This window comes from Dyella sp. 01N448 (assembly GCF_056399225.1).
Genome location: NZ_JBFTQX010000002.1, coordinates 330,511 through 355,043 on the forward strand (window position 1 = coordinate 330,511; position 24,533 = coordinate 355,043).

The 24,533-nt window shown below is 64.0% G+C and carries 24 protein-coding genes; 14 read left to right on the forward strand and 10 right to left on the reverse strand.

The genetic code is table 11. The features are described 5' to 3' along the window. Positions 1-81: 81 nt before the first annotated feature. A complete protein-coding gene (locus tag AC1DKY_RS03960; protein ID WP_441602420.1) occupies positions 82-318 on the reverse strand; it encodes a hypothetical protein in 237 nt (78 codons plus the stop codon). A gap of 350 nt (positions 319-668) precedes the next feature. Between AC1DKY_RS03960 and AC1DKY_RS03965 the strand changes: the two genes are divergently transcribed. Together AC1DKY_RS03965 and ligD are read left to right on the forward strand one after the other, a co-directional pair. Beyond that, positions 669-887 (forward strand): hypothetical protein, encoded by a 219-nt coding sequence (locus AC1DKY_RS03965; protein WP_441602421.1) that lies wholly within the window; start codon positions 669-671, stop codon positions 885-887. Between the two features lie 23 nt (positions 888-910). Then, positions 911-1,813, forward strand: coding sequence for a non-homologous end-joining DNA ligase (gene ligD, locus AC1DKY_RS03970; protein ID WP_441602422.1), 903 nt, complete (start codon positions 911-913; stop codon positions 1,811-1,813). On the opposite strand, the gene AC1DKY_RS03975 is transcribed toward ligD, so the two are convergent. The 3 genes from AC1DKY_RS03975 to AC1DKY_RS03985 form a co-directional block, all read right to left on the reverse strand. Beyond that, on the reverse strand, positions 1,810-2,295 hold the full coding sequence (locus AC1DKY_RS03975; RefSeq protein WP_441602423.1) for a response regulator: 486 nt from the start codon (positions 2,293-2,295) through the stop codon (positions 1,810-1,812). The genes ligD and AC1DKY_RS03975 overlap by 4 nt on opposite strands. 82 nt (positions 2,296-2,377) lie before the next feature. Further along, positions 2,378-2,992 carry a response regulator gene (locus AC1DKY_RS03980; protein WP_441602424.1) on the reverse strand — a complete coding sequence of 205 codons (615 nt, stop codon included), beginning with the start codon at positions 2,990-2,992 and terminating at the stop codon, positions 2,378-2,380. Then, positions 2,989-4,566 carry a sensor histidine kinase gene (locus AC1DKY_RS03985; RefSeq protein ID WP_441602425.1) on the reverse strand — a complete coding sequence of 526 codons (1,578 nt, stop codon included), beginning with the start codon at positions 4,564-4,566 and terminating at the stop codon, positions 2,989-2,991. Before AC1DKY_RS03985 ends, AC1DKY_RS03980 begins: the two co-directional genes overlap by 4 nt. Positions 4,567-5,026: 460 nt before the next feature. Here AC1DKY_RS03985 and AC1DKY_RS03990 point away from each other — a divergent pair, with 460 nt between their 5' ends. Next, positions 5,027-5,752: a response regulator gene (locus AC1DKY_RS03990; protein WP_441602426.1), complete on the forward strand. Its 726-nt coding sequence runs from the start codon at positions 5,027-5,029 to the stop codon at positions 5,750-5,752. Positions 5,753-5,828: 76 nt separating this feature from the next. After that, positions 5,829-6,287, forward strand: coding sequence for a hypothetical protein (locus tag AC1DKY_RS03995; RefSeq protein WP_441602427.1), 459 nt, complete (start codon positions 5,829-5,831; stop codon positions 6,285-6,287). A gap of 46 nt (positions 6,288-6,333) precedes the next feature. Here AC1DKY_RS03995 and AC1DKY_RS04000 read toward each other — a convergent pair whose 3' ends face one another. The 3 genes from AC1DKY_RS04000 to AC1DKY_RS04010 all read right to left on the reverse strand — a co-directional run bounded on the left by AC1DKY_RS04000 (position 6,334) and on the right by AC1DKY_RS04010 (position 10,088). Next, a complete protein-coding gene (locus AC1DKY_RS04000) occupies positions 6,334-7,563 on the reverse strand; it encodes a BamA/TamA family outer membrane protein (RefSeq protein ID WP_441602428.1) in 1,230 nt (409 codons plus the stop codon). Between the two features lie 159 nt (positions 7,564-7,722). Further along, a complete protein-coding gene (locus tag AC1DKY_RS04005; RefSeq protein ID WP_441602429.1) occupies positions 7,723-8,625 on the reverse strand; it encodes a DUF2950 domain-containing protein in 903 nt (300 codons plus the stop codon). 11 nt (positions 8,626-8,636) lie between these two features. Continuing rightward, the gene (locus tag AC1DKY_RS04010; RefSeq protein ID WP_441602430.1) at positions 8,637-10,088 is read right to left on the reverse strand and encodes a DUF3300 domain-containing protein; all 1,452 of its coding nucleotides are present in this window, start codon (positions 10,086-10,088) and stop codon (positions 8,637-8,639) included. A gap of 235 nt (positions 10,089-10,323) precedes the next feature. On the opposite strand from AC1DKY_RS04010, the gene AC1DKY_RS04015 reads away from it, so the two are divergent. From AC1DKY_RS04015 to AC1DKY_RS04040, 6 genes are all read left to right on the forward strand, one after another. Next, the gene (locus AC1DKY_RS04015) at positions 10,324-11,172 is read left to right on the forward strand and encodes a hypothetical protein (RefSeq protein ID WP_441602431.1); all 849 of its coding nucleotides are present in this window, start codon (positions 10,324-10,326) and stop codon (positions 11,170-11,172) included. Between the two features lie 27 nt (positions 11,173-11,199). Next, entirely contained in the window at positions 11,200-12,369 is a 1,170-nt protein-coding gene (locus tag AC1DKY_RS04020) for a hypothetical protein (protein WP_441602432.1), read from the forward strand. A gap of 349 nt (positions 12,370-12,718) precedes the next feature. Next, positions 12,719-12,871 (forward strand): hypothetical protein, encoded by a 153-nt coding sequence (locus AC1DKY_RS04025; RefSeq protein ID WP_441602433.1) that lies wholly within the window; start codon positions 12,719-12,721, stop codon positions 12,869-12,871. A gap of 132 nt (positions 12,872-13,003) precedes the next feature. Next, positions 13,004-13,936: a LysR family transcriptional regulator gene (locus AC1DKY_RS04030; protein WP_441602434.1), complete on the forward strand. Its 933-nt coding sequence runs from the start codon at positions 13,004-13,006 to the stop codon at positions 13,934-13,936. Between the two features lie 195 nt (positions 13,937-14,131). Continuing rightward, positions 14,132-15,079: a helix-turn-helix transcriptional regulator gene (locus AC1DKY_RS04035; RefSeq protein ID WP_441602435.1), complete on the forward strand. Its 948-nt coding sequence runs from the start codon at positions 14,132-14,134 to the stop codon at positions 15,077-15,079. Between the two features lie 71 nt (positions 15,080-15,150). Continuing rightward, complete coding sequence (locus AC1DKY_RS04040) at positions 15,151-15,360, forward strand: hypothetical protein (RefSeq protein ID WP_441602436.1); 210 nt, start codon at positions 15,151-15,153, stop codon at positions 15,358-15,360. 16 nt (positions 15,361-15,376) lie between these two features. On the opposite strand, the gene recJ is transcribed toward AC1DKY_RS04040, so the two are convergent. From recJ to AC1DKY_RS04055, 3 genes are read right to left on the reverse strand one after another with little or no spacing between them, the layout of a single operon-like run. Then, the gene (gene recJ, locus AC1DKY_RS04045) at positions 15,377-17,092 is read right to left on the reverse strand and encodes a single-stranded-DNA-specific exonuclease RecJ (protein ID WP_441602437.1); all 1,716 of its coding nucleotides are present in this window, start codon (positions 17,090-17,092) and stop codon (positions 15,377-15,379) included. Next, positions 17,089-18,009, reverse strand: coding sequence for a phosphoglycerate mutase (locus AC1DKY_RS04050; protein ID WP_441602438.1), 921 nt, complete (start codon positions 18,007-18,009; stop codon positions 17,089-17,091). The genes recJ and AC1DKY_RS04050 overlap by 4 nt, the downstream gene beginning before the upstream one ends. An 8-nt stretch (positions 18,010-18,017) precedes the next feature. Next, the gene (locus tag AC1DKY_RS04055) at positions 18,018-19,925 is read right to left on the reverse strand and encodes an ABC-F family ATP-binding cassette domain-containing protein (RefSeq protein WP_441602439.1); all 1,908 of its coding nucleotides are present in this window, start codon (positions 19,923-19,925) and stop codon (positions 18,018-18,020) included. A gap of 234 nt (positions 19,926-20,159) precedes the next feature. On the opposite strand from AC1DKY_RS04055, the gene AC1DKY_RS04060 reads away from it, so the two are divergent. From AC1DKY_RS04060 to AC1DKY_RS04075, 4 genes are all read left to right on the forward strand, one after another. Next, a complete protein-coding gene (locus AC1DKY_RS04060; RefSeq protein ID WP_441602451.1) occupies positions 20,160-20,498 on the forward strand; it encodes a hypothetical protein in 339 nt (112 codons plus the stop codon). Between the two features lie 149 nt (positions 20,499-20,647). Next, positions 20,648-21,682: an agmatine deiminase family protein gene (locus AC1DKY_RS04065; protein ID WP_441602440.1), complete on the forward strand. Its 1,035-nt coding sequence runs from the start codon at positions 20,648-20,650 to the stop codon at positions 21,680-21,682. 129 nt (positions 21,683-21,811) lie between these two features. Next, complete coding sequence (locus AC1DKY_RS04070; protein ID WP_441602441.1) at positions 21,812-22,702, forward strand: carbon-nitrogen hydrolase; 891 nt, start codon at positions 21,812-21,814, stop codon at positions 22,700-22,702. A 73-nt stretch (positions 22,703-22,775) separates the two neighbouring features. Then, positions 22,776-24,008, forward strand: a complete 1,233-nt coding sequence (locus AC1DKY_RS04075) for a TraB/GumN family protein (RefSeq protein WP_441602442.1) — start codon at positions 22,776-22,778, stop codon at positions 24,006-24,008. Positions 24,009-24,533: the final 525 nt, after the last annotated feature.

Sequence of the window (24,533 nt, forward strand, 5' to 3'; positions counted from 1 at the left end):
GCCCAGCCCGGCCCCGACACACAAGCGGCCATGCAACATGTGTGCACCCAGGGCGCCCCCTACGCCCCGGATACGAAGGACTTACGCGGCCTGTTCCAGCACCGCCGCCACGCTGGCGTACTGCGCCAGGCGGATCGAGGCTTCGGTGCCTGGCATTTCCACGCAGACCGAACGACCCGAACGCAGATGTTCATCGCGGGCGACTTCCCGGGCGAGTTTGATGGCACTGCCAAGCCGCAGATCACTGAACAGCGAAAAACCAAGACGGCACACACACCACATACCGTCCGGGGACTGCTTGAGCGAATAGGTGACCATGATGCAACCCTGTGGGGGAAAGGAGATGCCTGCCACAACTAATCGTGTACGCATTAGGCGCGACGATTTGTCCGTTCCGGACTAAAAGAGCATGCCTTTGTTACACCGGTCGTCCTATCAGCACGACACCTGATGTTTCGTAGGAATGCGACTACGACGATTGGGATAGGGACACAGGCATGGACTGTTTCACCACGGATACACATGCGCTTGCCATCTGTGAACGCCACGCCCTGCACAACGCTGCCGATGGCGGAAATCACATCGATCTATCACCCATCGTTAACTGCCTGATCGTCAGTTTCTAAAGCCCCGATCACGGAGTCTTGCTGATGACGGATGGCACACCCATGATCCAACTGCCCCTGCATCAGGCTTTTAACGAACTGCTGCAGCTCTACCGCATGCTCGAGCTGGAAAACGAACTTTTGCGCGGGCAGCTGCGGAGACATCCGGTGGGCGAGCTGCAGATCCGCGAGACCGAACGCAAGATGATGGAATTGCGCGGCGGTGTGCCGCCTGTCACTCCCGACCAGCTGACGGCCATGATGGCCGTTCGGCCGGAATGAAGCGCGGCGCGCGAAGGTCGCCCATGACGACGAACGAATTGAATGGTGTGGTAGTCACCCATCCCAAGCGCGTGGTGTTTCCCGACGACGGCATCACCAAGCAGGACATCGCCGATTATTACGACGCGATCATGCCCTGGTTTCTACCGGGCGTGACCGGTCGACCGACTTCGGTGTTCCGCTTTCCCGAAGGCCTTGCCGAGCCGGGCTTTTTCCAGAAACACCCGATGCGGGGACTTCGTCGGGTCGAAAGCGTGCGGCTGCGTGAGGAAAGCGGCGCGCTTGATGACTATCTCTGCCCCAGCGACGCCAGCTCCGTGATCGAATTGGTGCAATACGGCGCCATCGAATTCCATCCTTGGGCGGCACGGGCCGATGCGCTGGAAGAACCCGATTATCTTGTGTTTGACCTCGATCCCGGGAGCGGCGTGAGCTGGCGTGATGTGATCGAAGCCGCGCGATGGCTCAGGGATCGACTGGCCAAAGTGTCGCTGAAGAGCTTCGTACGAACCACCGGAGGCAAAGGCTTGCACGTGCTCGTGCCATTGCACGCATCGTGTCGCTGGGAAGACGCCAGCCGGTTCAGCAGTGCCTTTGCCCGTCAACTTGCCGACGAGCGCCCTGACGCGTTCACGGCGACATCCGCCAAGAGCGAACGCAAGGGGCGCATCTTCATCGACTATCTGCGCAATACGCGCGGCGCCACCAGCGTGGCATCGTTGTCGTTGCGTGCGCGTCCCGGTGCGCCGGTTGCCATGCCGTTACGCTGGCAAGACCTTGGTCGCTGCAGCAGCGGCAGCGCGTTCGACATCCGCTCCGCCAGGCAGCGACTGGTGCGCTTGCGCGGCGATCCCTGGGAGGGGGTTTCCACGCTGCGGCAGGATCTGGGCGAGGCGATGCGCGTCTATGCCGGCGCGGAAAGCTAGTGGTTTTTTCCAAACGTCGCGGGCAGCTCCATCAACGCCTCAAAGCGACCCAATGCCGGTGACAGGAAATGGCCACCCTTGAGCACTTGATTGAGCGCCTCGATCAGCTCCTCTCCCGCCGAAGCCTTCAGCACATAGCCCTTGCCCAGTGACAATGCGGCGCGCGCCAGCGTGGCGTCGTCGTGCACGGTGATGAAAATGATCGGCAGGTCGGGGCGATCGACGAGCAATTGGCGGGCCGCCTGCATGCCGTCCATGCCAGGCATGCTGATGTCGGTCACCACGACGTCGGGCTGCAGGCGCCTCACGGCTTTCACCAGCGCCTCGCCATGCGCAACCACGGCAAGCACGTCGAACTCCTCGCTCAACAGTTCGCGCAGCTGCTCGGCGATGGGCAAGTGGTCCTCGGCCAGCACCAGGCTGGATCGCCTTTTGTCGCTGCTTTCAGTCGAGGCGCGCATCTCGTCGTGAGCATCTTCCAATGCACCACCCTGCGCCACCGAAATCGAACCGAAGCAATGCTAAGTAAATCTACCGAAGCAAACGCCGTAACGTACGGCCCGCTCAGAACAACAGCCCCAGATCCTGTGCGCGACGTACCAGCTCCAGCGTGGAATGCACGCCGAGCACCTGCATCATGGTGTATTTATGCGCTTCCACGGTGCGCACCGACAGTCCCAGCTGCAGCGCGATCTGCTTGGAACGCAAGCCTTCGCCAACCAGTCGAAGCACCTGCAACTGCTTGGAGGTGAGATTGCGCATATCGGTCATCTGGCCGCTGATGTAGCGCGCGCCCAACGCCGGGGTCACATAGGTGCCTCCGGCCATCACCTGCTGGGCCGCATTGCGCAGATCTTCGCCCGCCGAGTTCTTCAGGATGTAGCCCCGCGCACCTGCGCGCAACGCGGCGACCGCCAGCGCCGGCTCCATGTGCATGGTGAGGAAGACGAAGCGCGTGTCGAAGCCGGCCTGCCGGAGACGCTTCAGCGCGTCCATGCCGTTGCAGCGAGGCATGTTGATATCGGCCACCACCAGATCCGGCTTTATGCGCTGCACGGCGTCGATCAGTGCCTCGCCATCAGCCACGATGTCCTGCAGATCGAAATCCTCGTCGAGGATGTGCTGCACGCCCTCGGCCACCATGCGGTGGTCGTCGGCAATGATCAGGGTTGGCCTCACGCCGGCCCTTGGGTTCCTAGCGGAATTCGTATGCATAACTCAGTCCCTTTGCCCAGAGTTGATTGCAGTCGGCAGCTGCCGCCCAGCAGCTTCGTGCGTTCGTCGATGCTCAGCAGTCCAAGCCCTCGACGCCCCTCCCCTTCGGTGACAAATCCCTTGCCGTTGTCGATGATGGTGAGATCTACCTGGTCATGCTCGATCTGCAGCGCCACTTCAACTCGCTGCGCGTCTGCGTATCGCAATGCGTTGCCGAGTCCTTCCTGGGTGACGCGATAAAGACAGAGCGCGACATCTTCAGGAAGATCTTTTGCATACGGCGATACCCGCAACTCGATCGCCGGCCCGTTGCGGTGACGCACGTTCTGGCATAAGCCCGCCAGCGCGGCAGTGAGCCCGGTCTGCGAGAGCATGCTTGGATGCAGGTCGTGGGACAGATGGCGCACGTCCTCGGATAGTGCAATAAGGTCGCTCTGCAGTCGGCTCACGTCCTGCTTGTTGCTCTCGTCCACCTTGCGGCGCAGCGCGCTCAGCCGGATCGATGCCACCGCCAGACGCTGGTTGATGTCGTCATGCAGATCGCGCGCAATGCGCGCACGTTCCTGCTCCTGCGCAACGATCAAGCGACCTGCCAGTTCGCGCACTTCGGTGTTGGTGACGCTCAGGTCGCGCTGGGTCGCCCGTCGCTGCTCGACCAGGGCCGCGAGATAGAGCGATGCCACCGATACGCCAAGCATCCACAACTGCACGCTGATGGTGGTGAGCTCCGCTTGCGGCTGCACGAACGGCCCTTCATGTTCCAGACTCAACTGGATGGCGAGCAGTCCCACCAGGAGATTGACCACGCAGGTGCCCACCACCTGCGCCCGCAAGGCCACGAAAATGGCCAACGGCACGGGCGCGAGCAGCAGCAGCGGTCTCGTTGTGGGGTAATCGCCAAGTTCGCGCCAGGCCAGCCAGAGCACGACCAGCGCTGCGGCGGTGATCAGCGGCATATTCCATCCCGGCAGCCTGTCGCGTCGCAACGACGAGCCCGGGTTGACCAGGCTGAGGATGGCCGGCGTCAGCAACACATAGCCCAGCGCATTGGCCAGCGCCACATGCCACCACTGCCTAGACAGCCAGAACGGCAAGTCCACCTGCGTGGATAACCACGACACTGCCGCACCGGTGGCAGCGGGCAGCACCATGACGGCCACCAGAACAAACACCAGCAGCTGCTGGAAATTGCCGATGGGTTGCTCTTCACGCAGTTGCCCAAGACCCCAGGCGGCGATGGTGACCAGCAAGATCACGCCCGTGTTGGCGACCGCGAGGCCCTGCAGCGGCAGGTTCGCCGTCAACGACATCAAGGTCATGCCGACGAACCAGCCTGCGTTGTTGGCGAGCCAGTAGCGATAGGGCGCGCACAGCAACAGCGCAAGCAACAACGGCCCTGGCAGCCAGATGATCTGGAAATCGCGCGTGTGATCCCACAGCACCAGCGACATCCATTGCGCCAGCACCGCGGCCAGGCCTGCGCCCAGACCACGTAGCAGTTGCTGGGACAATGCACCGATCGGTGCTTTCCCGGTCATGATCCCCTCTGCCCCGTGCATCCCTTCGTCCTGCTGCCAGCGGCAGCTTTCGCCCCTGCGAGTATTGAGCGCCGGTCCACCGAAATCCCTCCCGCATTTCCCCACGACGCCCGTCGTCGCCCCGTGATGATTTGCGTAGTTCTACGAATGTTCTCCCGTGAAATCCCTCCAGGGCATAGCCTTAGGTCCATAAAATCAGCGAACTCGCAACGGACCCATGTGCGTGTCCCGTGTCCGTCCCGTCGCAAGAAATCGGCGATTTCACGCGATTTTCAGTAAATTTACCGACCCCCTTTGAGTGAAAGTTCGCTTACCAAGCGGGCATCGACGGGCCAAGCTGAGCTGGAGCGAGCTGAGGCCCAACGGGGATCCGATCGATCATGAAATCAGCGTGCCCTCCTCCTTGTTCGGGCACCCTTGCCGCGCCCTGGGGCGTCGCCAGGCTCGTCGTGACGCCCGCATGGCGGGTTGGCGACGTCTGGCCGGCGACGCCATGAAGGCGACCGTGCGAATCGCCGCCAGGAGCACGCGCAAGCTGCGGGTACTGCTTGCCGACGAACATCGCTGCGTCGCCGAGGGCCTGGCCGGCCTGCTCGCCAAGCGCACCAGTTCGGTCCTGCTGGTGCATGACGGCGAAGCCCTGATGGAAGCGGTACTGACCGGACAGATCGACCTGGTCATCACGGATATCGCCATGCCACCCTTCAGCGCCCTGCAGGCATTGCAGCGCTTGCGGCGCATGGGCAGCGATATACCGGTGGTGGTTTTGTCCACGCACAGTGAGCCTCTGATCGTGCGCGAAGCCATGCAGGCGGGTGCGAACGGCTATGTGCTGAAGCAGTCACCAAGCAGCGAGCTGTTCAATGCGATGGCCGAAGTCTGCGCAGGCAACCAGTTCGTCAGCCCGCAGTTGATGGCAACACTGCTCGAAGCACCCGAATCGCTGCGACGGCTGACCCGTCGGCAGCGCGAAGTCATCGAGTCGATGGCCAAGGGCAAGCGAACCAGCGAGATCGCCGCCGACCTGGGCATTTCGGTGCGCACGGTGGAGAGCCACCGCCAGTCGCTGCTCGATCTGCTGGGCGTACACAGCGGCGTGGCGCTCATCCGTGAGGCGGAGCGTCTCGGGCTCATTCCGGTGGCGCCAGGGGATATGGACATGGCCGCGGACCAATCCTTTTTTTAGCGCACACCCTTCATTCCCACGCTCAGGCCGAGCCGATGGCGCTCAGCCCCTTCAAGACGCTGCAAGGAGTAGGACCATGACAAACCACAGCCTTCGAATCATCGGCCTCTCGCTCACCTTCGTCGCCGGCGTCGCATCCGCTCAGCAGCTGCCGCCGACTTACCCGGCCAACGGACAGAACGCCAACCAGCAGGAGGCGGACAAGAGCGCCTGCATGTCCTGGGCCCAGACCAACGCACCCCAGCAGGCGGTTCCCCCGCCGCAGACCGGGCCGGCCGTCGGCGGTGGCCAGCGTGTTCAAGGCGCGGCGCGTGGCGCCGCTGCCGGCGCAGTGATTGGCGGTGTTGCCAACGGCGACGCCGGACATGGTGCCGGCGTGGGTGCCACCGCCGGTGTCGTGGCCGGCGGCGTACGCGCACGCCAGCAGAGGCGTGATCAAAACGCAGCCTCGGCGGCCACGCAGAACCAGAACTCCGCCAACCTTGGCCAGGCGTACAGCGCATGCATGAAAGGCAAGGGTTACACCACCGGTTGAACGGGCTCGCACCATCGCGTCGTCCGCTCGCCACAGGCGGACGACGTTATCGCCAGGCGCTTCCCACCTGGATGTAATACGCGTGGTCGCCTTCGCTCCACGCCCAGTCCAGGCCGACGTAGAGCCCCAAGGCACGTGCGATCAGATAGCGCAAGCCAACGCCTTCTGCGGTGTGCGTGCTTGCATCACCGAAGTCCAGCGTGCGTCCCCACGCCTTGCCCGCTCCGCCAAACCCAAGCAACGCCCATCGAGGCGTGAGGTTCCAGCGCAGCTCCGCCTCGAGCATGCCAACGTTCTGATCCTGATAGCGGCCATAGGCAATGCCGCGCAGATCGATCGACGGCTGTTGATAGAACGGCACATCGCCACGCACGGAGCGGAAGTCCGCGCGCGTGCCCAGCACCCAATCCTCGCCCAGTTTGAAATACCCATAGGCGCGGCCGCGATAGCTTTGGAAGGTGGTGTCGCTACCAAAAGCGGGCGCGTATTGGGTGGCCTCCAGTCGCGCGAACCATCCGCTTGAGGGTGTCAGCGTGTTGTCGCGTGAGTCGTAACCCAGGCCCAACCCGAGTCCCGACGACTTGCTGGCGAATTCTTTGGGCTTGAAGTACTGATCGTCGCTGGGAATATTGAGCCGATTATCCAGGTCGATGTAGAGCCAGCGCGCCGAGAGAAACAGATCGCTCGTGCCGAGCCGGCGCGAGACCTGCTGGTAGGAAAAGATGCCGTCGAGGTTGTAGCCGATCTTATGCGGACCCAGCAGCAAGCCCTGCGTGTAGTAGTCCAGGTTGACATTGATCTTGGCCACCAGGCCGGCGTAACGCCAGGTGTCGTCTTTGAAATGAAAGATGCCGCCCAGGCCGTAACCCCAGGTGCCGTTTTCGGTTTTGAAGGCGGCCGCACCGTAGATGTCGGGCGGAATGCGCAAGCCGCTTTCCCTGGACGCCTCCGATTGTTTGGGCGTGTGGAAAAACACCGCGGCCAGTCCGCCACCGTTACCCACCGCAGGCTCGGTGATGATGATGGGAACCAGCAGCGCGCCCTTGTGTTGCAACAGCCAGCGCGACATGTCGACGGAGCTGTCCTGCGGGTCGCGGAAACGGCTCCACCATGAACCCTGGGTGTCCTTGGCCTGCGCCACGGGAGCCGTCGGCGACAGCGGTTGGTTCTTATCGGCAGCCCCTGCAACTGCGGGTGCGTCCTGCGCATGGAGCGCGGCGCCCAGCAGCAGGCACGCGCCGAGCAGGCAAGCTACTGGCGCAGGGCGCGGCCTCATGACTTCTCCATCGGTGCATCATCCGCCATGGGCGATGGAAGGACTCTGCCGGAGCCGGCGTTTTGCGGACAGCGAAAATACTCGGCATTGCGCCCGGTAAAAGCACGTAATGAGCTCGCCGGCCATCCACGCCGACGAGCACTCACCGTGCGGGCGGCGTCAATTGGCAGTGGGAACGTCGACTTCCTTCCAGCTGCTGTCAGGGTCGAAACTCTTCATGGACTGCGCGATGGTGCCGCCGTTCTTGCCCAGATCCTTTTCGAATACCTGGCCGTCGTGGCTCACCATGAAACTCATCACGCCGGTCTCGCCGTACTGCGCGGGCCAGGCAACCAGCGCGAAACCGTTGGTCATGCGACCGCCGACCAAATAGTTATAGGCGCCTCCGGGGGCAGAACCGCCCTGCGCCGTCAGTATCCGGTAGTGGTAGCCGTAATAGCCCTGCCCTGGCACCACGTTGGCGAATTTCGGACCCAACGGACTCGGCGGCTCGTTGTCGTTGACGGGCCAGTACAGTCCGTCGTGCTTGCCCGGCGAGCTGAGCAGGTGCTGCGCGTACTGCAGCACTTTGTCCCCGTCCCTGTCCTGGGTCGCGTAATCGCGCTGCGCGTCGTAGTAGGCAAGCATGGCTTGCTCGACGGCGAGTTCGTTCTGCCCGATGTGGCGCGTGCGTATCTCTTGCTGCGCAGCGGCCAGGTCAAAATGCCAACCGTCCTTCCCTTTGACCAACGGCATGGGCAGCACCCACTTCTCCGCGCCCACGTCCAGATGACTCTTGCCGTCGGCCGTTTCGATGCGATGGCTTTCGTCGTAGCGTTTGAGGAACAGGTCCACATCATCCTGATCGATGCCTTCGGTCGGGATGTAATCCTTCCAGTTATTGCCCAGCACCTTGGCGAGTGCCGCCTGGTCGTGATTGCGCACGGCCAGCACGAAGGCTCCGGCGGCGTCATCCGCCGTTGGGTAACTCGCCTGTTGTGCCAGCGCGGCGCCGCAAAGGACACAGCCAGCCCAGAACATGGTGCTCAAGGCCAGGCGACGGATCATGGGAGTGCGATTCATGGTCATGCTCCTCAACGACGACGGCCACCGCCACCCGCCCGGGCCGGCGCAGGTCGGGACATCTGCCTGCCAGCACCAGCGCCGGCACCACGGGACTGCGACATCGAGCGCTGACTGGATTGCCCGCGATTCATTTGCGTATGCGCCGAACCCGGCGATTGCCCGCCGCTGAACGCGTTGTTGCGCGGTCCCTGCGATGCACGATCGCCACCGGAGTTGCCCTGCTGCCCAGCGGCATTGCCGCGCTCGCGCGTCTGTCCGCCCAGATCGCCGCGCCCCTGACCGCCGGGGTTGCCTCGATCCGCGCCGCCGAGGTTGCCTCGATCCGCGCCGCCGGCTGCGCCCTGGCCACCACCAGGCCGGTTGCCGGTGGACGGCCGATTGAGTGCCGCGCCGGTTTCACCTGCACCACGCCGCGCGGCCATCGAAGAGCCGTTGCCGGTGGAGCGGTCAAAGCTCTGCAGTGCGCGCTGGCGATTCGCGTCGTTGCCGCGGAAAGCCTCGCGCTGATTGGCGCCACCCACGCCCTGCCCATAGCGCTCACGGCTGCCCTGATCGCGATAAGGCGTACCGCGCCGATTGGACGGGTTGTGGTTCCACGTCTGCCTGTTGTTGCCGTTGCCGCTGATGCGGTTGTTGACGTTATTGACGTTGTTGTAGCGGTTGACGTTGATGTCGACGTCGCCATGCCCCCAGTTGAAACCGCCCCACAGCGAGTTCACGGCGGCAACGCCCACGCCAAAGGCAATGCCCGCCGCCAGTCCGGTGGCCACCGGATAGTAATAACCCGGCGGTGGCGGCCAATACGGCGGCGGGTAGCTGGGATAGGCCCAGGTACCGTAGACCACGGTCGGGTTATACGACGGTACGTACACCACTTCCGGATTGGCCGGCTCGATCTGGATCACCGTGGTGCTCGGCGCCGCGGCCGTGGGTGGCGCCTGCTGCACCACCACCTTCTGCTGCTCGGTCGTCTTCAGATTGCCGGCCTTCTGCGCCTGCGCGCGCAGGCGCTGCACGGAGGCCATGACATCATCGGGCTGGGCAAGAAAGGCGTCGCCCATGTTCTGCACCCATTCGGGTTGCTGCTTCATTTGCGCCAGCACCTGGGGGAATGCCACCAACGATTGCACGCTGGGATCCCAGGGCGTGTTGGCTACCTGTTTCACCGCGTCGTCGCCCTGGATCTTGGGATGTGCCGCCGACCATGCCGCGGCATCGGCCACATTGCTGGGATAGGTACAGGCCATCAGTATCTGCGAGAGCAACGCATCCGGATACAAGGCCACCGGAGCGAGCATCTGATCGAGTTGCTGAGTGGAGAAACTCTTCTGCGTACTGCCCTGGGCGCTAGTCGCGCCTTGCGTACTTTGTGCGGCCACGGGACCCGCAATCATCAGCGGCAGGCATACGAGACATAGCAAGTAGATCCGCCAGAATCCGTGCTTCCCAGTCGTGTTCATGGTGCCGCTCCGGTGCCGCTCACGCGCTTGCACCAGCTTGATACGTCGCACGACGCATTGACCACTGCATTTATGCGCAAACGTCTCCAGTAAAACTACTTAAAAGGACCACCGGCCCTGCTCAAGGGGCGCGGTATCCGTAGATTTACCGCCTGCGGGTAAGTAGTAGTTCGCTGGGAGTCTGCCAAACAGAGCACGACCATAGCGTCGATCGCCGACCTTAAGGATGACCACCATGCGCCGCCTCCGCAATTCGCGCCTCACCTGTTCCCGCGCCCTGCTGGCGTCGGCTTGCATCATGGGCTTTGCGGTGACATCGGCAAAGGCGGACACCCCCGATTACTGGGATGGCGACTGGCATGGCAGCATCCAGCCCTATGGCTGGTTGCCCGGCATCAGTGCCAAAACGCGCTATCAGTTGCCCAACAATGGCGGCACGGTCGAGCAGAAAACCAACAACAACATCTTCGATTACCTCAGCGGCGCCTTCATGGTCGATGGCACGGTACGCAAGGGGGATTGGGGCTTCTATGGCGACTTCGACTGGGTGAAATTCAGCGACGAAAAGGGACGCTTCACCCGCATCGGCGGCGATCGCATAGCCGCCGACGCGAATCTCGATACGCGTTGGGGCATCAAGGGCGGCATGGTGACCCTGGCCGGCCTGTATACGATGGCCCATGGACAGCAGGGCTACATCGATCTGGTGTTCGGCATGCGCTACTTGTGGATCAAGGGCAATCTGGACTGGAACTTCAACCTGACCGGCAACGGTGGCCGGCCGGATATCCAGAACAGCGGTCATCTCAACAACCAGACGCACGTCACCGACGGCATCATCGGCATTCGCGGCCTCTGGTCGCCGTTCGCCGGCAGCAACTGGTTCTTCCCCTATTACGTCGATGTTGGCGCGGGCAGTTCGGACAACACCTATCAGGCGATGATCGGCGTGGCCTACGCTTTTCACTGGGGCGATATCGCGCTCAATTACCGCGACGTCGAATACAAGCAAGGCAGCAGCGACAAATTCCTCAAGCAAGTGGAATTGAGCGGCCCTGCGCTAAGCGTGGCCTGGCACTTCTAGCATCAGCGTGTTGCGGGAGCTGCCGGCGTGAGCGATCCCCGTTCGAGCATTTTCGAAGAACCCAAACATGTCGCCGTCTTGCGGCGACTGCGGCTGATCAAGCCGGCGCATCGCACCCAGGCATTGCGTCGCGTGCTTATCGCGGTGGGGTTGGCATGGATTCCGCTGGCCCTGCTCTGCACTGGACAGGCCTTGGTGACGGGTCACGACGAGTTGCTGCACGCCTTTTTTACCGATATCGCCGTGCATGCGCGCTTTGTTTTGGCCGTTCCGATCCTGATCCTTTGCGAATACATCATCCTGCCGCGACTGGACCTGACGGCACAGCACTTCGTCACCTCCCATATCATCGACGCCTCCGATCAGACGCGCTTCGATGAAGCCGTTGCTTCGACCCGGCGCCTGAGTCTGGGCGTGTGGCCCTCGGCAGCCATGACGATCATCGTCTATACGTTTGTCATCACCATTGCGATCACCGTACGCCAGAACGTGCTGCCGATCTGGCATTACGCACCCGATTCGCCGCATCTGTCGCCCGCCGGCTGGTGGCATATGTTGATCAGCCTGCCGCTGCTGCTGGGTTTGCTGCTGAGCTGGATATGGCGCGTGTTCGTATGGATGCGCTTTCTTCGTCAGGTGTCCCACATGGGGCTGCACCTGGTGGCCTCCCACCCCGACAAGGCGGGCGGACTGCTGTTTGTCGCCTTCTCGCCGCGCATGTTCGCTCCGCTTGCGCTGGCCATCGGCATCATCATCGCGGGCACCTTTGCCAATGAGGTGTTTCATCTGGGGCTCAATCCACTGGACCACCCGGCAACGCCGCTCGCCTCGGCGGCGGTGGTCGTGGTCATCTTTCTCACGCCGCCGCTGGTTTTCGGACGCATGCTGCTGATGGCATGGCGACGCGGCATCTTCGAGTACGGCGCACTGGCCAGCCGCCTGGGTACGCAATTTGAAGACAAATGGCTGAGGTCGGGCAACGTGGTCGATACGGAATCGCTGGAGAAACCGGATTTTTCCGCCGCCACCGATCTCTACAGCGTGACGGCCAACGTCTACGCCATGCGTCCCGTGCTGTTTGATGCGCGCGCGGCGTTGGCGCTCGCCCTCGCCACGCTCATCCCGTTCGCTCCCATCTTTCTGACGGTGATTCCCGCCAAGGTCATTCTCACGCAGTTGTTGAAACTCGTCGTCTGAGCCGCGCCGCAGCGCCCACGCGGCGACCGCCGTGCCTTCTGAAAAGGAACGTGCACGCAGGGCTTGCCTTTGTACTGGCACCGCCGCTGTCCGGTCATGCAACGCTGACCGTGCTTGCCCTGGCCATCGTGGCAGGCGTGGGCATCTACAACATGATCGGATCGCCACGGGCCTATAGCTGGATCCTCGGTACGGTGACGGCGTTGATGGTGCTCAGTGCAGCCGACCAGGTTTCTTCGTTATCGCAGCTTGCGCTCGATCGGGTGATCGATGTCGCCGTCGGCTCGACCCCGCTGGTGGCGCTGGCCGCGCGACGACGTGAAGATATGGATGCCGCGAAGACGATCAGGTGCCGATGGGGCTGTATGTGGTCGGCGGCGACGGCGTGCTGCAGGCCGTTTCGGTCCATATTGCCGATTGCAGCGACTATGGCGAGGGTATCGAGATAGCCGTCTACGGCATTTCGGAGCCGCCGTTCGACGAGCTGTTTCCCTGCAGCTGAAGCGCCCCATTTCGCAAAAGCACGATGGCGGGCGTCCATATGGTGGCGCGCATGCGCGCATGCCCCGATACTTCTTGCGTTTGCGCCGACCTCTGAGCAAGAGCCATTGCGGCCGTCCCCAGGAGCGCCCTCGTGCAGTTTCGCCATTTGCGCTATTTCGCCAAGATCGTGGAAGCGGGCAGTTTTTCCCGCGCGGCGGCGCTCATCCATATTGCCCAGCCGGCCCTGAGCAAACAGATTGCCGAGCTGGAAGACGAGTTCGGCGTCACCCTGCTCCACCGCAGCGCACGCGGCGTCACGCCCACGGCTGCCGGCGAAGTGCTTTACCAGGAAGCGCTGAAACTGATCCGGCAGGTGGACGACCTGCCCGCCGTGGTGCGCTCCGCGCAAGGCGAAATCCAGGGCGTGGTGTGTTTCGGCATGGCCTCGACCATGGCGCCGGCGCTGACCGGCAAGATGATGGAGATCTGCCGCGCCACCTTGCCCAAGATCACCCTGCGCTTCATCACCGGCGACAGCGAAACGCTGCGCGACAAAGTAGCCGCCAAGACCATCGACCTGGCCATCGTGTTCGAGAACGGGCCGGAGACCGGCTTCACGCGCGAGGTGCTGTTCCGCCAGCGGCTTTACCTTGCCAGCCGAAAACAGCAGGGCAAGGCTGAGAAGTCCACCACGCTGGCGAAGATCGCGCAGCTGCCGCTGATGCTGCCCACACCGACCAATGTGCTGCGCAAGGCGCTCGACCGCGAACTGGCCGCCGCCGGGCTGCACGCCGAACCGGTGGCCGAGTCGGATCTGTTCGAGGTGGTGTTGTCCGCCGTGGAGACGGGACTGGGGCACGCCATCCTGCCCAAGGGCGACTTCACCGATATGCCCGGGCACCCGGACATCGCCACCACGCCGATCGAGCCGCCGATCTATCTCACGGCCTGCCTGATCACCTCGCGGGACAAGCCGCTGACGCGCGCGGCCTCGGCGATCGAGGCGCAGCTGCTGGGCTTCATTCGCAGCCAGGTCGGCGCGTCCGCCTTCAAGGGCGCGCAATGGGTGGACGCCGAGCCATAACCGGCCGTTATGCCCGCATAGCGAAACAGTATTTTCTTTCGAGGCGGCACAAGCACAGACTCTGCTGCAACGCACAAGCAAGGCTTTCCGCCGCACCGCTCCCGCACCCTTCTATCGGAACCCGCCGCACCGGCGCCTTCCCATCCTCGATCCCCTCATTCGAACCGGCATGTCATTCGCCGGAACGGAGAAGTCATGTCTACCGTCGCCAAATCCCGCACTTTGAATAAAGCATTCGCCGCCAAGGCGCACTCTGCCACCCGCGCCCTGCTCGATCGCTGTGCCGCTGCGAACACCCATTGGCAGCAGCTGTCCCTGCAGGCCGACCCGCGCATGACGCAGGCAAAGGCCTCCATCTGGAGCCACCAGGGTTCGGGCGCCACCCATTGGGAGGCCAGGACGCCACAGGACGCCTATGCGGTGCTGCTGTTACTCGACGACGCCCACCTGTCACTGCATAGCGACGCCCACGACCTGCAGGAGCGCGCCTGCGATGCGGGCTCCTACTACGTGAGCCGCCCCGGCGAATCGGTCAGCATGCAATGCCCGGGCAACTGCCGTGCGCTGTATGTGGAACTGCCCGTGCAGCTGTTCTGGTCCGCCGATGAAGCCAGCCGCGCCTGTTTTTCGATGGGGCCGGCGCAAGATGCCTTGCTACTGCAGCTGGCCCGCACCCTGCTGGAAATGCACGGCGAAAGCCGCGAGCACGCGCTGGCCACGCAGGTGCTGGAGCTCATCGTCGATCGCCTGTGCCATCTGCGTGCGGCCGCTGCACCGCTGGCCTGCGCCGTGAAGAAAACCGTATTGCCGCAATGGCGCCTGCAGCGCGTCGACGACTATGTGAAGGCGCATCTGTCCGAATCCATCACGCTCAACGACATGGCCGCTGCGGCGGGCTTGTCACCGATGCACTTCGCCGCTCAGTTCCGCGCAGCCACCGGTTTCCGTCCGCATCACTACCTGTTGTTGTGCCGCATGGAGCACGCCAAGCAGCTGATCGCCGAGATGCCGCGCTCGATGCTGGATGTGGCGCTGGAGGTGGGCTTCCACACGCAGGCGCACTTCACCACCGTGTTCAAGCGCCTCACCGGCAAGACGCCCAGCCAGTGGCGCGGTGACGCCCTGCGGGCACAGCACGTATAGACGTCCACGGTCATGCGAATCGGAAAAAGCAGCGCCCCAGCCGAAAAGCCCGCCGGGCCTGCGTGCCTACCATGCACGTATCGGCCGTCCCCACCGCAGATAACCTGGCCGCGCTCGAGCACCCGTGGTGCCGGTTTCTGGGCCGCAATATCAAGGCCATGCGCACCGCCGTGCTGGCGATACGCATACGCTATGCATGGAAGGCAGCACCGAGCTCGCCGGTCCATGCACTTTCGTCCAGGCCGAACCACGCACTCTTGCGTTACCTCGATCCGCGTTGAGGCATCGCACGCTTGCTCAGACGGGCTCGAGGTAGCGCAACAGCAAGCGTGCGCTTTCGCGACCCTGCCAGTCATTGATGACCAACTCGTAGGCAGCTCGCAACACCGCCGGCGGTGGCGTGCCCTCGTAGGCATTGAACATCACCGCATCGTGCACCGAGCCATCGCGTGGATCGCGCAGGCTCAGCCGCAAATGCCGCTCGCCCATCACGCGCCAGCTCGCGCATTCGAATACGTTGTCGAATACCGGCTCGGGAAATGCCTGGCCCCAGGGGCCCGCAGCGCGCAGCTGACGCGCCAGTTCCAGGGTCGCCGCGCCAACGGGCAATTCGCCGTCGGTGTGCTGCACGGCCTGCAGCTGATCGTCGTCCAGCCACTCACGTGCAATCGTGTCGAAAGCCTCGGCGAAGCGTGGATAGTCCTCGGTGCGCAGGCTCAGTCCGGCGGCCATCGCATGACCGCCGAAGCGCGCGATGAGACCTGGGTGGCGCGCATCGATCATCGCCAGCGCATCGCGAATATGGAAACCGGCGATGGAACGCGCCGAACCGCGCAACTCGTCCTGCATCTCTTCGCTGGCCGGTGCAAACGCAATCACCGGACGATGCAGCCGCTCCTTGAGTTTGGACGCCACTAGTCCTACCACCCCGGCGTGCCAGCTCGGTTCGAACAAAGCCACACCTACGGCGTCGATGTCTGCCGTGCGCGACACCATCACTTCGGCCTCGGCCACCATGGTGGCCTGCAACTCGCGGCGTTCCTGATTGATGGAACTCAGCAGCTCGGCGTAACGGCGCGCCTGCACCGGATCATCGGTGAGCAGGCACTCCACGCCGATGCGCATATCCTCGAGCCGGCCCGCCGCGTTGAGCCGCGGGCCGATCGCATAGCCCAGATCGCTGGCACAAAGCGTCGCCGCGCTGCGCTGGCTCGCCTCCACCAGCGCCGCCACGCCCGCATGGGCACGGCCGCTGCGCACACGCCGCATACCCGCCTCCACCAGCACGCGGTTGTTGAAATCCAATGGCACCAGATCGGCCACGGTTCCCACCGCCACCAGATCGAGCAGCACGGACAGATCCGGCTCGCTGCCCGCAGGAAACACGCCGTGCTCTCGCAGCGATGCGCGCAGCGCGAGCAGCAGATAGAACATCACGCCCACGCCCGCCAGCGCCTTGCTCGGGAACGCATCGCCATTGAGGTTGGGATTGACCATCGCATCGGCGCTGGGCAGCTGTTCACCCGGCAAGTGATGATCGGTGACGATCACGCGGATCCCGCGCGCCTGCGCCTCGGCTACACCCGCCACGCTGGCCACGCCGTTGTCGACGGTGACGATGAGTTGCGGCGTGGGCTGAAGCGATTCGACCAGCGCCGGACTCAGGCCGTAGCCATGCACGAAGCGATTGGGCACCGCATAGTCCACGCGGCGCGCCCCCAACATGCGCAGGCCTCGCACAGCGACGGCCGTGCCGGTCGCGCCATCGCAGTCATAGTCGCCAGCGATCAGAATCGTCCAATCGTCGCGTATCGCCTCCGACAGCAAGGCCACCGCCTGATCCAGGCCACCGAGCTGCTGTGGCGAAAGCAGACGCGCAAGACGATATTCGGCATCCAGCGGCGAGAGCACGCCGCGTGCGGCGAACACCTGCTGCAAGACCGGATGGACACCCACGCCCCAACCCGCCGGGCTGCCTTGAGGCTCGCGTCGACGAAGGCTGTTGCGCTTCACCGGCTGCTCCTTCGCCAGACGCGCAGACGATGCCAGGGCCGATGCAGCCAGCACTCGCCGCTGGCAAAACTCAGTTGCAGGGGTTGGCGCTTGGCCAGGGCGAGCAGTCCCGGTGTCCAACGCGCAGCCAGTTCGTCTTCCGGCAGGTCCTGCAGATCCATCAAGGTGCCCGGCAACGCCGCGGCTATCGATGCCTCCGTGCGTGCCGCCACGGCAATGCCTGCTTGCGTCGCCAGCGAGCGCAACAGCAGATCATCGCCAATCACGTTGCCAAGCGAGGTATGCACGGCTTGCGGCAGCGCGCCGCCGCCCCATAGCCATACATGATTGATCGGCGGCATGCCGCGCTGGCGTCGCTCGGCGTTGAGCGGATGCTGATGCAGGATCACCTGCACCTCGGTGAGCAGGATGCGCCAGCGACGCCCTTCCACGCCTTGCGGCAGGTGGTAGTAGAGGTCCTCGCCCAACGCCTGCTCGGGAGCTGCAAAGTCCGGCAGCGCAGTATCGGCGGACAAGCGCACATGCCAGCGATCGGGCGACGAGACAATGAGCGCCATGTCGGCTTCGTCGAACAAGGGCATCAGCGGCTCGGCGAGAGCAAGCGCTTCGTCCATCGACAACTGCATCTGCCCGCAGGCCAGCAGTCGCGCACCATTGAGATCAGGTTGCACCCAGGCAGGATCGGCACACAGCCAGCGATCGCTGCCGGCGTCACCGGCAATCAGCTGGCGCGTGAGCGCCGCGGCCGGCAGCGGGTCGGGCAGCTCGAAGCGCGCGTTCAATCCAGCCATGTAGCCGCGCGCGCCGTCAGCCAGACGATCGGCCTTGCGCACGAGACCGCGCAACGGATGATCGGGCGCCAATCGCGCGAGATTCGGCAGCCAGACATCGATCGCGTGATGGGCCGAATCGCGCATGGCCAGGCTCATGCCTCCAACTGTTCGTAGAGTGCCAGCCACTCGACTTCGAGCGTTTCCTTCTCGCTGCGAAGTTCACTCTGTCGCTGCCCCAGCCGCATCATCTCGGTGGTGGGGCCGTTATAGGTTTGCGGATCGGCCAACTTCGCTTCGAGTGCCGTCAGCTCGCCTTCCAGCGTGGCGATGCGCGTCTCGATCTTTTTCACGCGCTGGCGCGTGGCCTTGTCGCTGTCGCGCTCGGCGGCGGTGCGGGCGCGGCGCTCGTCCGGCGTTTCCACGCGTTCGACGGGCTTGGCGTTTTCCTTGTTCTTGGCCTTCTTGGCGGCCGAACCACGGCTGCGCAGCCACTTCGCATAATCGTCGAGGTCGCCGTCGAACGGTTCCACCGTGCCATCGGCCACGCGCCAGAAACTGTCACTGACCATGCCAAGCAGATGGCGATCATGCGAGACCAGCACCAGCGCACCGTCGAATTCCGCCAGCGCGTCGGCCAGTGCTTCGCGCATGTCCAGATCAAGATGGTTGGTCGGTTCGTCGAGCAGCAGCAGGTTCGGCTTGTCCCAGGCGATCAGGGCCAGCGCGAGACGCGCGCGCTCGCCGCCGGAGAATCCGTCGACCGATTCAAACGCACGATCGCCGGCAAAATTCCACGAGCCAAGGAAGTCACGCAAGACCTGCGCGGCGACGCCAGGCGCCTTCTCCTGCAGATGATCGAACGGCGAAGAACCCTCGTGCAGGCTTTCCACCGTGTGCTGGGCGAAGTAGCCGATCTTCAGATCCTTGTGCCCCTTGCGCTCGCCGGCTAGCGGCGTGAGTTCGCCGACCAGGGTCTTGACCAGGGTGGATTTGCCGGCGCCGTTGGGGCCGAGCAGGCCGATGCGCTCGCCCGCTTCCAGGCGGAAACGCACGTTGCGCAAAATCGTGGTGGTGGCTGCGCCGTTCTCACCCGGATAGCCGGCATCGACGTCCTCGATCTGCACCATCGAATCAGGCAGACGCGCAGGCACGGCAAACTGGAAATGGAACGGACGCTCGGCGCGCACGGCCTCGGTGCCGGCCAGTTTCTCCAGTCGCTTCACGCGCGACTGCGCCTGCTTGGCCTTGCTCGCCTTGGCCTTGAAGCGATCCACGAACGACTGCAGGTGAGCACGCTCGGCCTGCTCGCGCTCATGTGCGATCTGTTGCTGGCGCAGCTGCTCGGCACGCAGGCGTTCGAACGCGCTGTAGTTGCCGGTATAGAGCTTGCCGCTGCCATCGTTGAGGTGCAGCGTGTGGGTGATCACGCCGTCGAGGAATTCGCGGTCGTGCGAAATGATCAGCAAGGTGCCCTGGTAGCGGCGCAGCCATTCTTCCAGCCACAGTACCGCGTCGAGATCGAGATGGTTGGTGGGCTCATCGAGCAGCAGCAGGTCCGACGGCGCCATCAGCGCACGCGCAAGGTTAAGGCGCACGCGCCAACCGCCGGAGAATTCCTTCACCGGCGTCTCGTGGGTTTCAGCGGCAAAGCCCAGGCCATGCAGCAGGCGGCCAGCACGCGCCCGGGCGTCGTAGCCGTTCAGTTCTTCGATGCGGTGATGAGCGAGCGCCATCGCTTCGGTGTCGCCGCGCGCTTCGGCGTCGATCTCGTCGCGCAAGGCCTTGGCCAGCTCCACGTCGCCGCCCATCACGTACTCGATGGCGGGGTCTGGCAGCGACGGGGTTTCCTGGGCCACCGAGGCCATGCGGATCTTCGCAGGCAGGTCCAGGTCGCCGGCATCGGCTTCTATCTGGCCCTGCAAGGCGGCAAACAGGCTGGATTTTCCGCAGCCGTTGCGCCCGACCACGCCCAGCCGCCAGCCAGTCTGGATGACCAGGTCGATATCGGAAAGCAGCAGTCGGCTGCCACGGCGGAGGGCGAAGTGACGGAACGAAATCATGAGGAGAGCTTAGAGCCTGTTCAATGCCGTGGTAGAGGCCGCACAGGCGGCCCCCCGGAGCCGGCCGGGTGCCGGCCGTAGCCACCCATGATAGCGGGCCCTGCGCCCGGTTCCTCACAACGAATGCCCACGCCGTCGCAATCGCCGCAGATTCGCATGGCTAAGGCCCGATACTTCTGCTACAACGACGCGGCAACGCCTTGTGCGGAGAGGGGAACCGTGAACAAGTACGGAATCAGCAAGTTCAGCATCAGCCTGTCCATCGCCCTGCTGGCCACCGCCGGCATGAGTGCCCCGGTTGCCGCCAAAGCGGACAGCCTGCTCGTCAACCGCGTGCAGCAGGAAAAGGGCATGGACTTGCCCGGCCGCGGCATGAGCATGGCCGAGGTGGAGAAGAAGTACGGTGCTCCGCAGCGCAAGCTCTCGCCCCGTGGCGGCGACAGCGACAAGCATCCGGTGATCAACCGCTGGGATTACGCGAATTTCATCGTGTATTTCGAGAAGAGTCACGTGATCCACGCCGTGCTCAACACACCGGCGGGCAACAACACCAATCCTGCCTCGGTCAACTGATCGACGCCGGCATGGGCTAGACGCGGGCCGTGGCAACACGGGCCGCGTTCTCTTTTCTGCCCTGTCACACCTCATCGTTTACACTCTGCGGCCCTCGTAGTCTGCCCCGGGCAGCTGCTGCCGTCCCCGCTGCAAGAGAACTGTTGACGATGACCGACCAAAGCCTTCGCCTTCCGGCGGAATGGGAGCCGCAATCGGCCGTGTTGATCGCGTGGCCGCACGCCGGCACCGACTGGGCCGACCGCCTCGCGGATGTGGAAACCACCTATGTCGCGCTGGCCGCTGCGGTCACGCGTTTCCAGCCGTTGATCATCGTGGTGGGCGACAACCCGCTGCGCCTGCGCGTGCAGGCCTTGCTGACCGGTGAAGGCGTCGATCTTTCCAAGATCCGTTTCGTCGAGCTGCCCTACGACGACACCTGGTTGCGCGACTCCGGCCCGATCACCCTGAAGGCCGACGGCGGTCAATACCAGCTCACCGATTTCCGCTTCACCGGCTGGGGCGGCAAGTTCGGCGCCGAGCAGGACGACGCGCTGATTGCCGGCCTCGTGCAGGAAGGCGTGTTTGGCAAGGCCATGCACAAACGCATCGACTGGGCGCTGGAAGGCGGCGGCATCGAAAGCGATGGCGAAGGCACCGTGCTCACCACCTGGCGCTGCCTGACCCAGCGCCACCCGGAACAGTCGCGCGAGCAGATGACCGAGATCCTCAGCGACAGCCTGCACGCCAGGCGCGTCCTGTGGCTGGACTACGGCTACCTCGAAGGCGACGACACCGACGCGCATATCGATACGCTGGCGCGCTTCGCGCCGGGCGAACGCATCGTGTACCAGGCCTGCGACGACAGCGGCGATCCGCACTATGACGAGCTCAAGCGCATGGGCGAAGAACTCGCCGCGCTGCGCACACCCGCAGGCAAGCCGTACACGCTCTATCCCCTGCCCTGGGCCAAGCCGATCGTGGATGATGGCCGTCGCCTGGCCGCCTCTTATGCGAACTACCTGATCGTCAACGATGCCGTGCTGGTGCCCGCCTATGGCGACGCCGCCGACGACGGGGCCGCGCGCATCATCGGTGAAGCCCATCCGGGCCGCGAGATCGTGCAGGTGCCTTGCCGCCCGCTGATCTGGCAGAACGGCAGCCTGCACTGCATCACCATGCAGCTGCCGGCCGGCATCGTCTGAGAGCTGCTGGAAACCGGCTCGAAGCACACCATATAGATGAATTGACGTCCGCTTCGAAACGGGGCCGGGCGGCTGTATCCGCTAGACTCTGCGATCTGCTCCCCAGCAGCCTTTTCTGGAAGCCCACCGATGACCCGCAAGACCCTCAAAGTCGCCCTGCTGCAGGAAACCGACCGCGGCAGCCGCGATGCCAATCTCGACGCCATTGAGGCAGGCCTGCGCGATGCCGCGGCCAGGGGCGTGGAACTGGTGCTGCTGCAGGAACTGCACAACGGCCCGTATTTCTGCCAGCGCGAGTCGGTGGACGAATTCGACCTGGCCGAGACCATTCCGGGTCCCAGTACCGCTCGCATCGGCAAACTGGCCGAAGAGCTGAAACTGGTGGTGGTCGCCTCGCTGTTCGAAAAGCGCGCCACCGGTCTGTACCACAACACCGCCGTGGTGTTTGACCGCTCCGCAGCCATCGCGGGCAAATACCGCAAGATGCATATCCCCGACGACCCGGCGTTCTACGAGAAGTTCTACTTCACGCCAGGCGACATCGGCTTCGAGCCGATCGACACCTCGGTCGGCCGCCTGGGCGTGCTGGTGTGCTGGGACCAGTGGTATCCGGAAGCCGCCCGCCTGATGGCGCTGGCCGGCGCCGACCTGCTGCTCTATCCCACCGCCATCGGCTGGGACCCGCAGGACGACCAGGCCGAGAAGGATCGCCAGCGCGAAGCCTGGGTCACCGTGCAACGAGGACATGCTGTTGCCAACGGCCTGCCGCTGTTGTCGTGCAACCGCACCGGCTTCGAAGCCGACAAGGCGGGCGTGGGCAACGGCATCCAGTTCTGGGGCACCAGTTTCGTCGCCGGTCCCCAGGGTGAATTCCTGGCGCAGGCAGGTACGGATGGCCGCGAGCTGTTGATCGCCGACGTCGATATGGCGCGCAGCGAACACGTCCGCCGCATCTGGCCGTTCCTGCGCGATCGTCGCATCGATGCGTACGGCGATCTGCTCAAGCGTTTTCGCGACTAATACCCACGGTGGCGCAACCAGCCTCGCGCTCCCATTCCATGCAGTCTTTGCCTGAGCCCTACCGACACCACGCATGAGCCAGACCGACATCACCGATTCACTGCCGCCCGTGCTGCGCGACCAACCGATCGAGCGCGTCACGCGCGACGGCGTGGAATACGTGGTGCTAGGCACGGCTCACGTATCGCGCACCAGCGTCGATGCAGTGGAAGCGCTGCTCGCGCATGAAACCTTCGACGCCGTCGCCGTTGAGCTTTGCGAGAGCCGTGCGCAAGGCATGCGCGATCCCGAAGCGTTCAAGCAGATGGATCTGTTCCAGGTGATCCGCCAGGGCAAGGCCGGCATGGTCGCCGCCAGCCTGGTGCTGTCCTCGTTCCAGAAGCGCCTTGCCGAGCAGTACGGCATCCAGCCCGGCGCAGAAATGAAAGCAGGCATGGACGGCGCCGATCAACGCGGCGTGCCCGTGTGGCTGGTGGATCGCGAAGTCGGCACCACGCTGCGTCGTGCCTGGCATAGCGTCGGTTTCTGGCAGCGCTTCGGCCTGATGGGCGGCCTGATTGCCAGCGTGTTCGAACGCGAGAATATCCAGGAAGCCGAAATCGAAAAACTCAAGCAAGGCGACATGCTGGAAAGCGCCTTCAGTGAGTTCGCCACCAACTCCGCGCCGCTCTATCGCGCCTTGATCGCCGAACGCGACGCGTACATGGCAGCGCGCTTGCGCGAACAAGCCGCCCAGTCGGGTTACGGCGAAGGCCGTCGTGTGCTGGTGGTGATCGGTGCCGGACACCTCAAGGGTTTGTGCGAACAGTTGCGCACCCAGCAAAGCGATCCCGCGACGGAAGCCGCCGCGCTCTCCGCAGCACCGCCCAAGTCGGTGTGGCCGAAGTGGGTGGCCCTTGGCCTGGTGTTGGCGGTGTTCATTGCCATTGGATTCGCCTTCTACCGCAGCCCATCACTGGGTGCAGCCGCCTTGCGCGACTGGGTGCTCTACACCGGTGGCTTCTCCGCCATCGGCGCCATCATTGCTGGTGCCCATCCCCTGAGCGTGCTCGCCGCATTCATTGCCGGCCCGATCAAACCCTTCCGCCCCGGCATTCCCTCCGGCGGCATCAGCGCGATGGTGGAAGCCTGGGTGCGCCGCCCGCGCGTGGCCGATTTCGAAACACTACGCGACGACATCGGCCACTGGCGCGGCTGGTGGAGCAACCGCGTCGCCCGCACCCTGCTCAACTTCTTCCTGGTGTGCCTGGGCACGATCATCGGCGAATACACCGCCGGCATTCATATCGTGAAGAGCTTGCTCTAAGCGGGCAGACCGTGTGGGAGCGCACGCTGTGCGCGACAAGCCTACGGAGCGGTACACCCCGGCGCTGCGGTCGCGCACAAGTGCGCTCCTACAAGGTGTGACGCAGGCGCACGTTGCCGATCGGCTCTCTGTGGGAGCGCACCCTGTGCGCGACAAACCTACGGAGCGGTACACCCCAGCGTGCCTGTCGCGCACAGGGTGCGCTCCCACAGACAAGCCAAGCGCGCGGCGCGACACGAGTGCACGATGCGCGGCCAAAGCCAATGCGCAGCGAGGCCCGGCTTTAAGTCCTCACCGATTCGGGCGCGTTGCGCAGCGCTTGGCAGTACCCGCTGTGTACCCTCGGAGGTTGTCCCACAAGACGCGCCTCGAGCGCTCGGGCTTATCCCAACACGATGCTGCGGGCGTTATCAGGCCATTTTCTTTGGGTTACTTTCGACGCGAAGCTAGTCCCGTGGGATCTTTTGGGCCAGCAAAAGAAAAGTGACTCGGTCGGCGGCAGCCGATCGAAACGCCCGCCGCGTA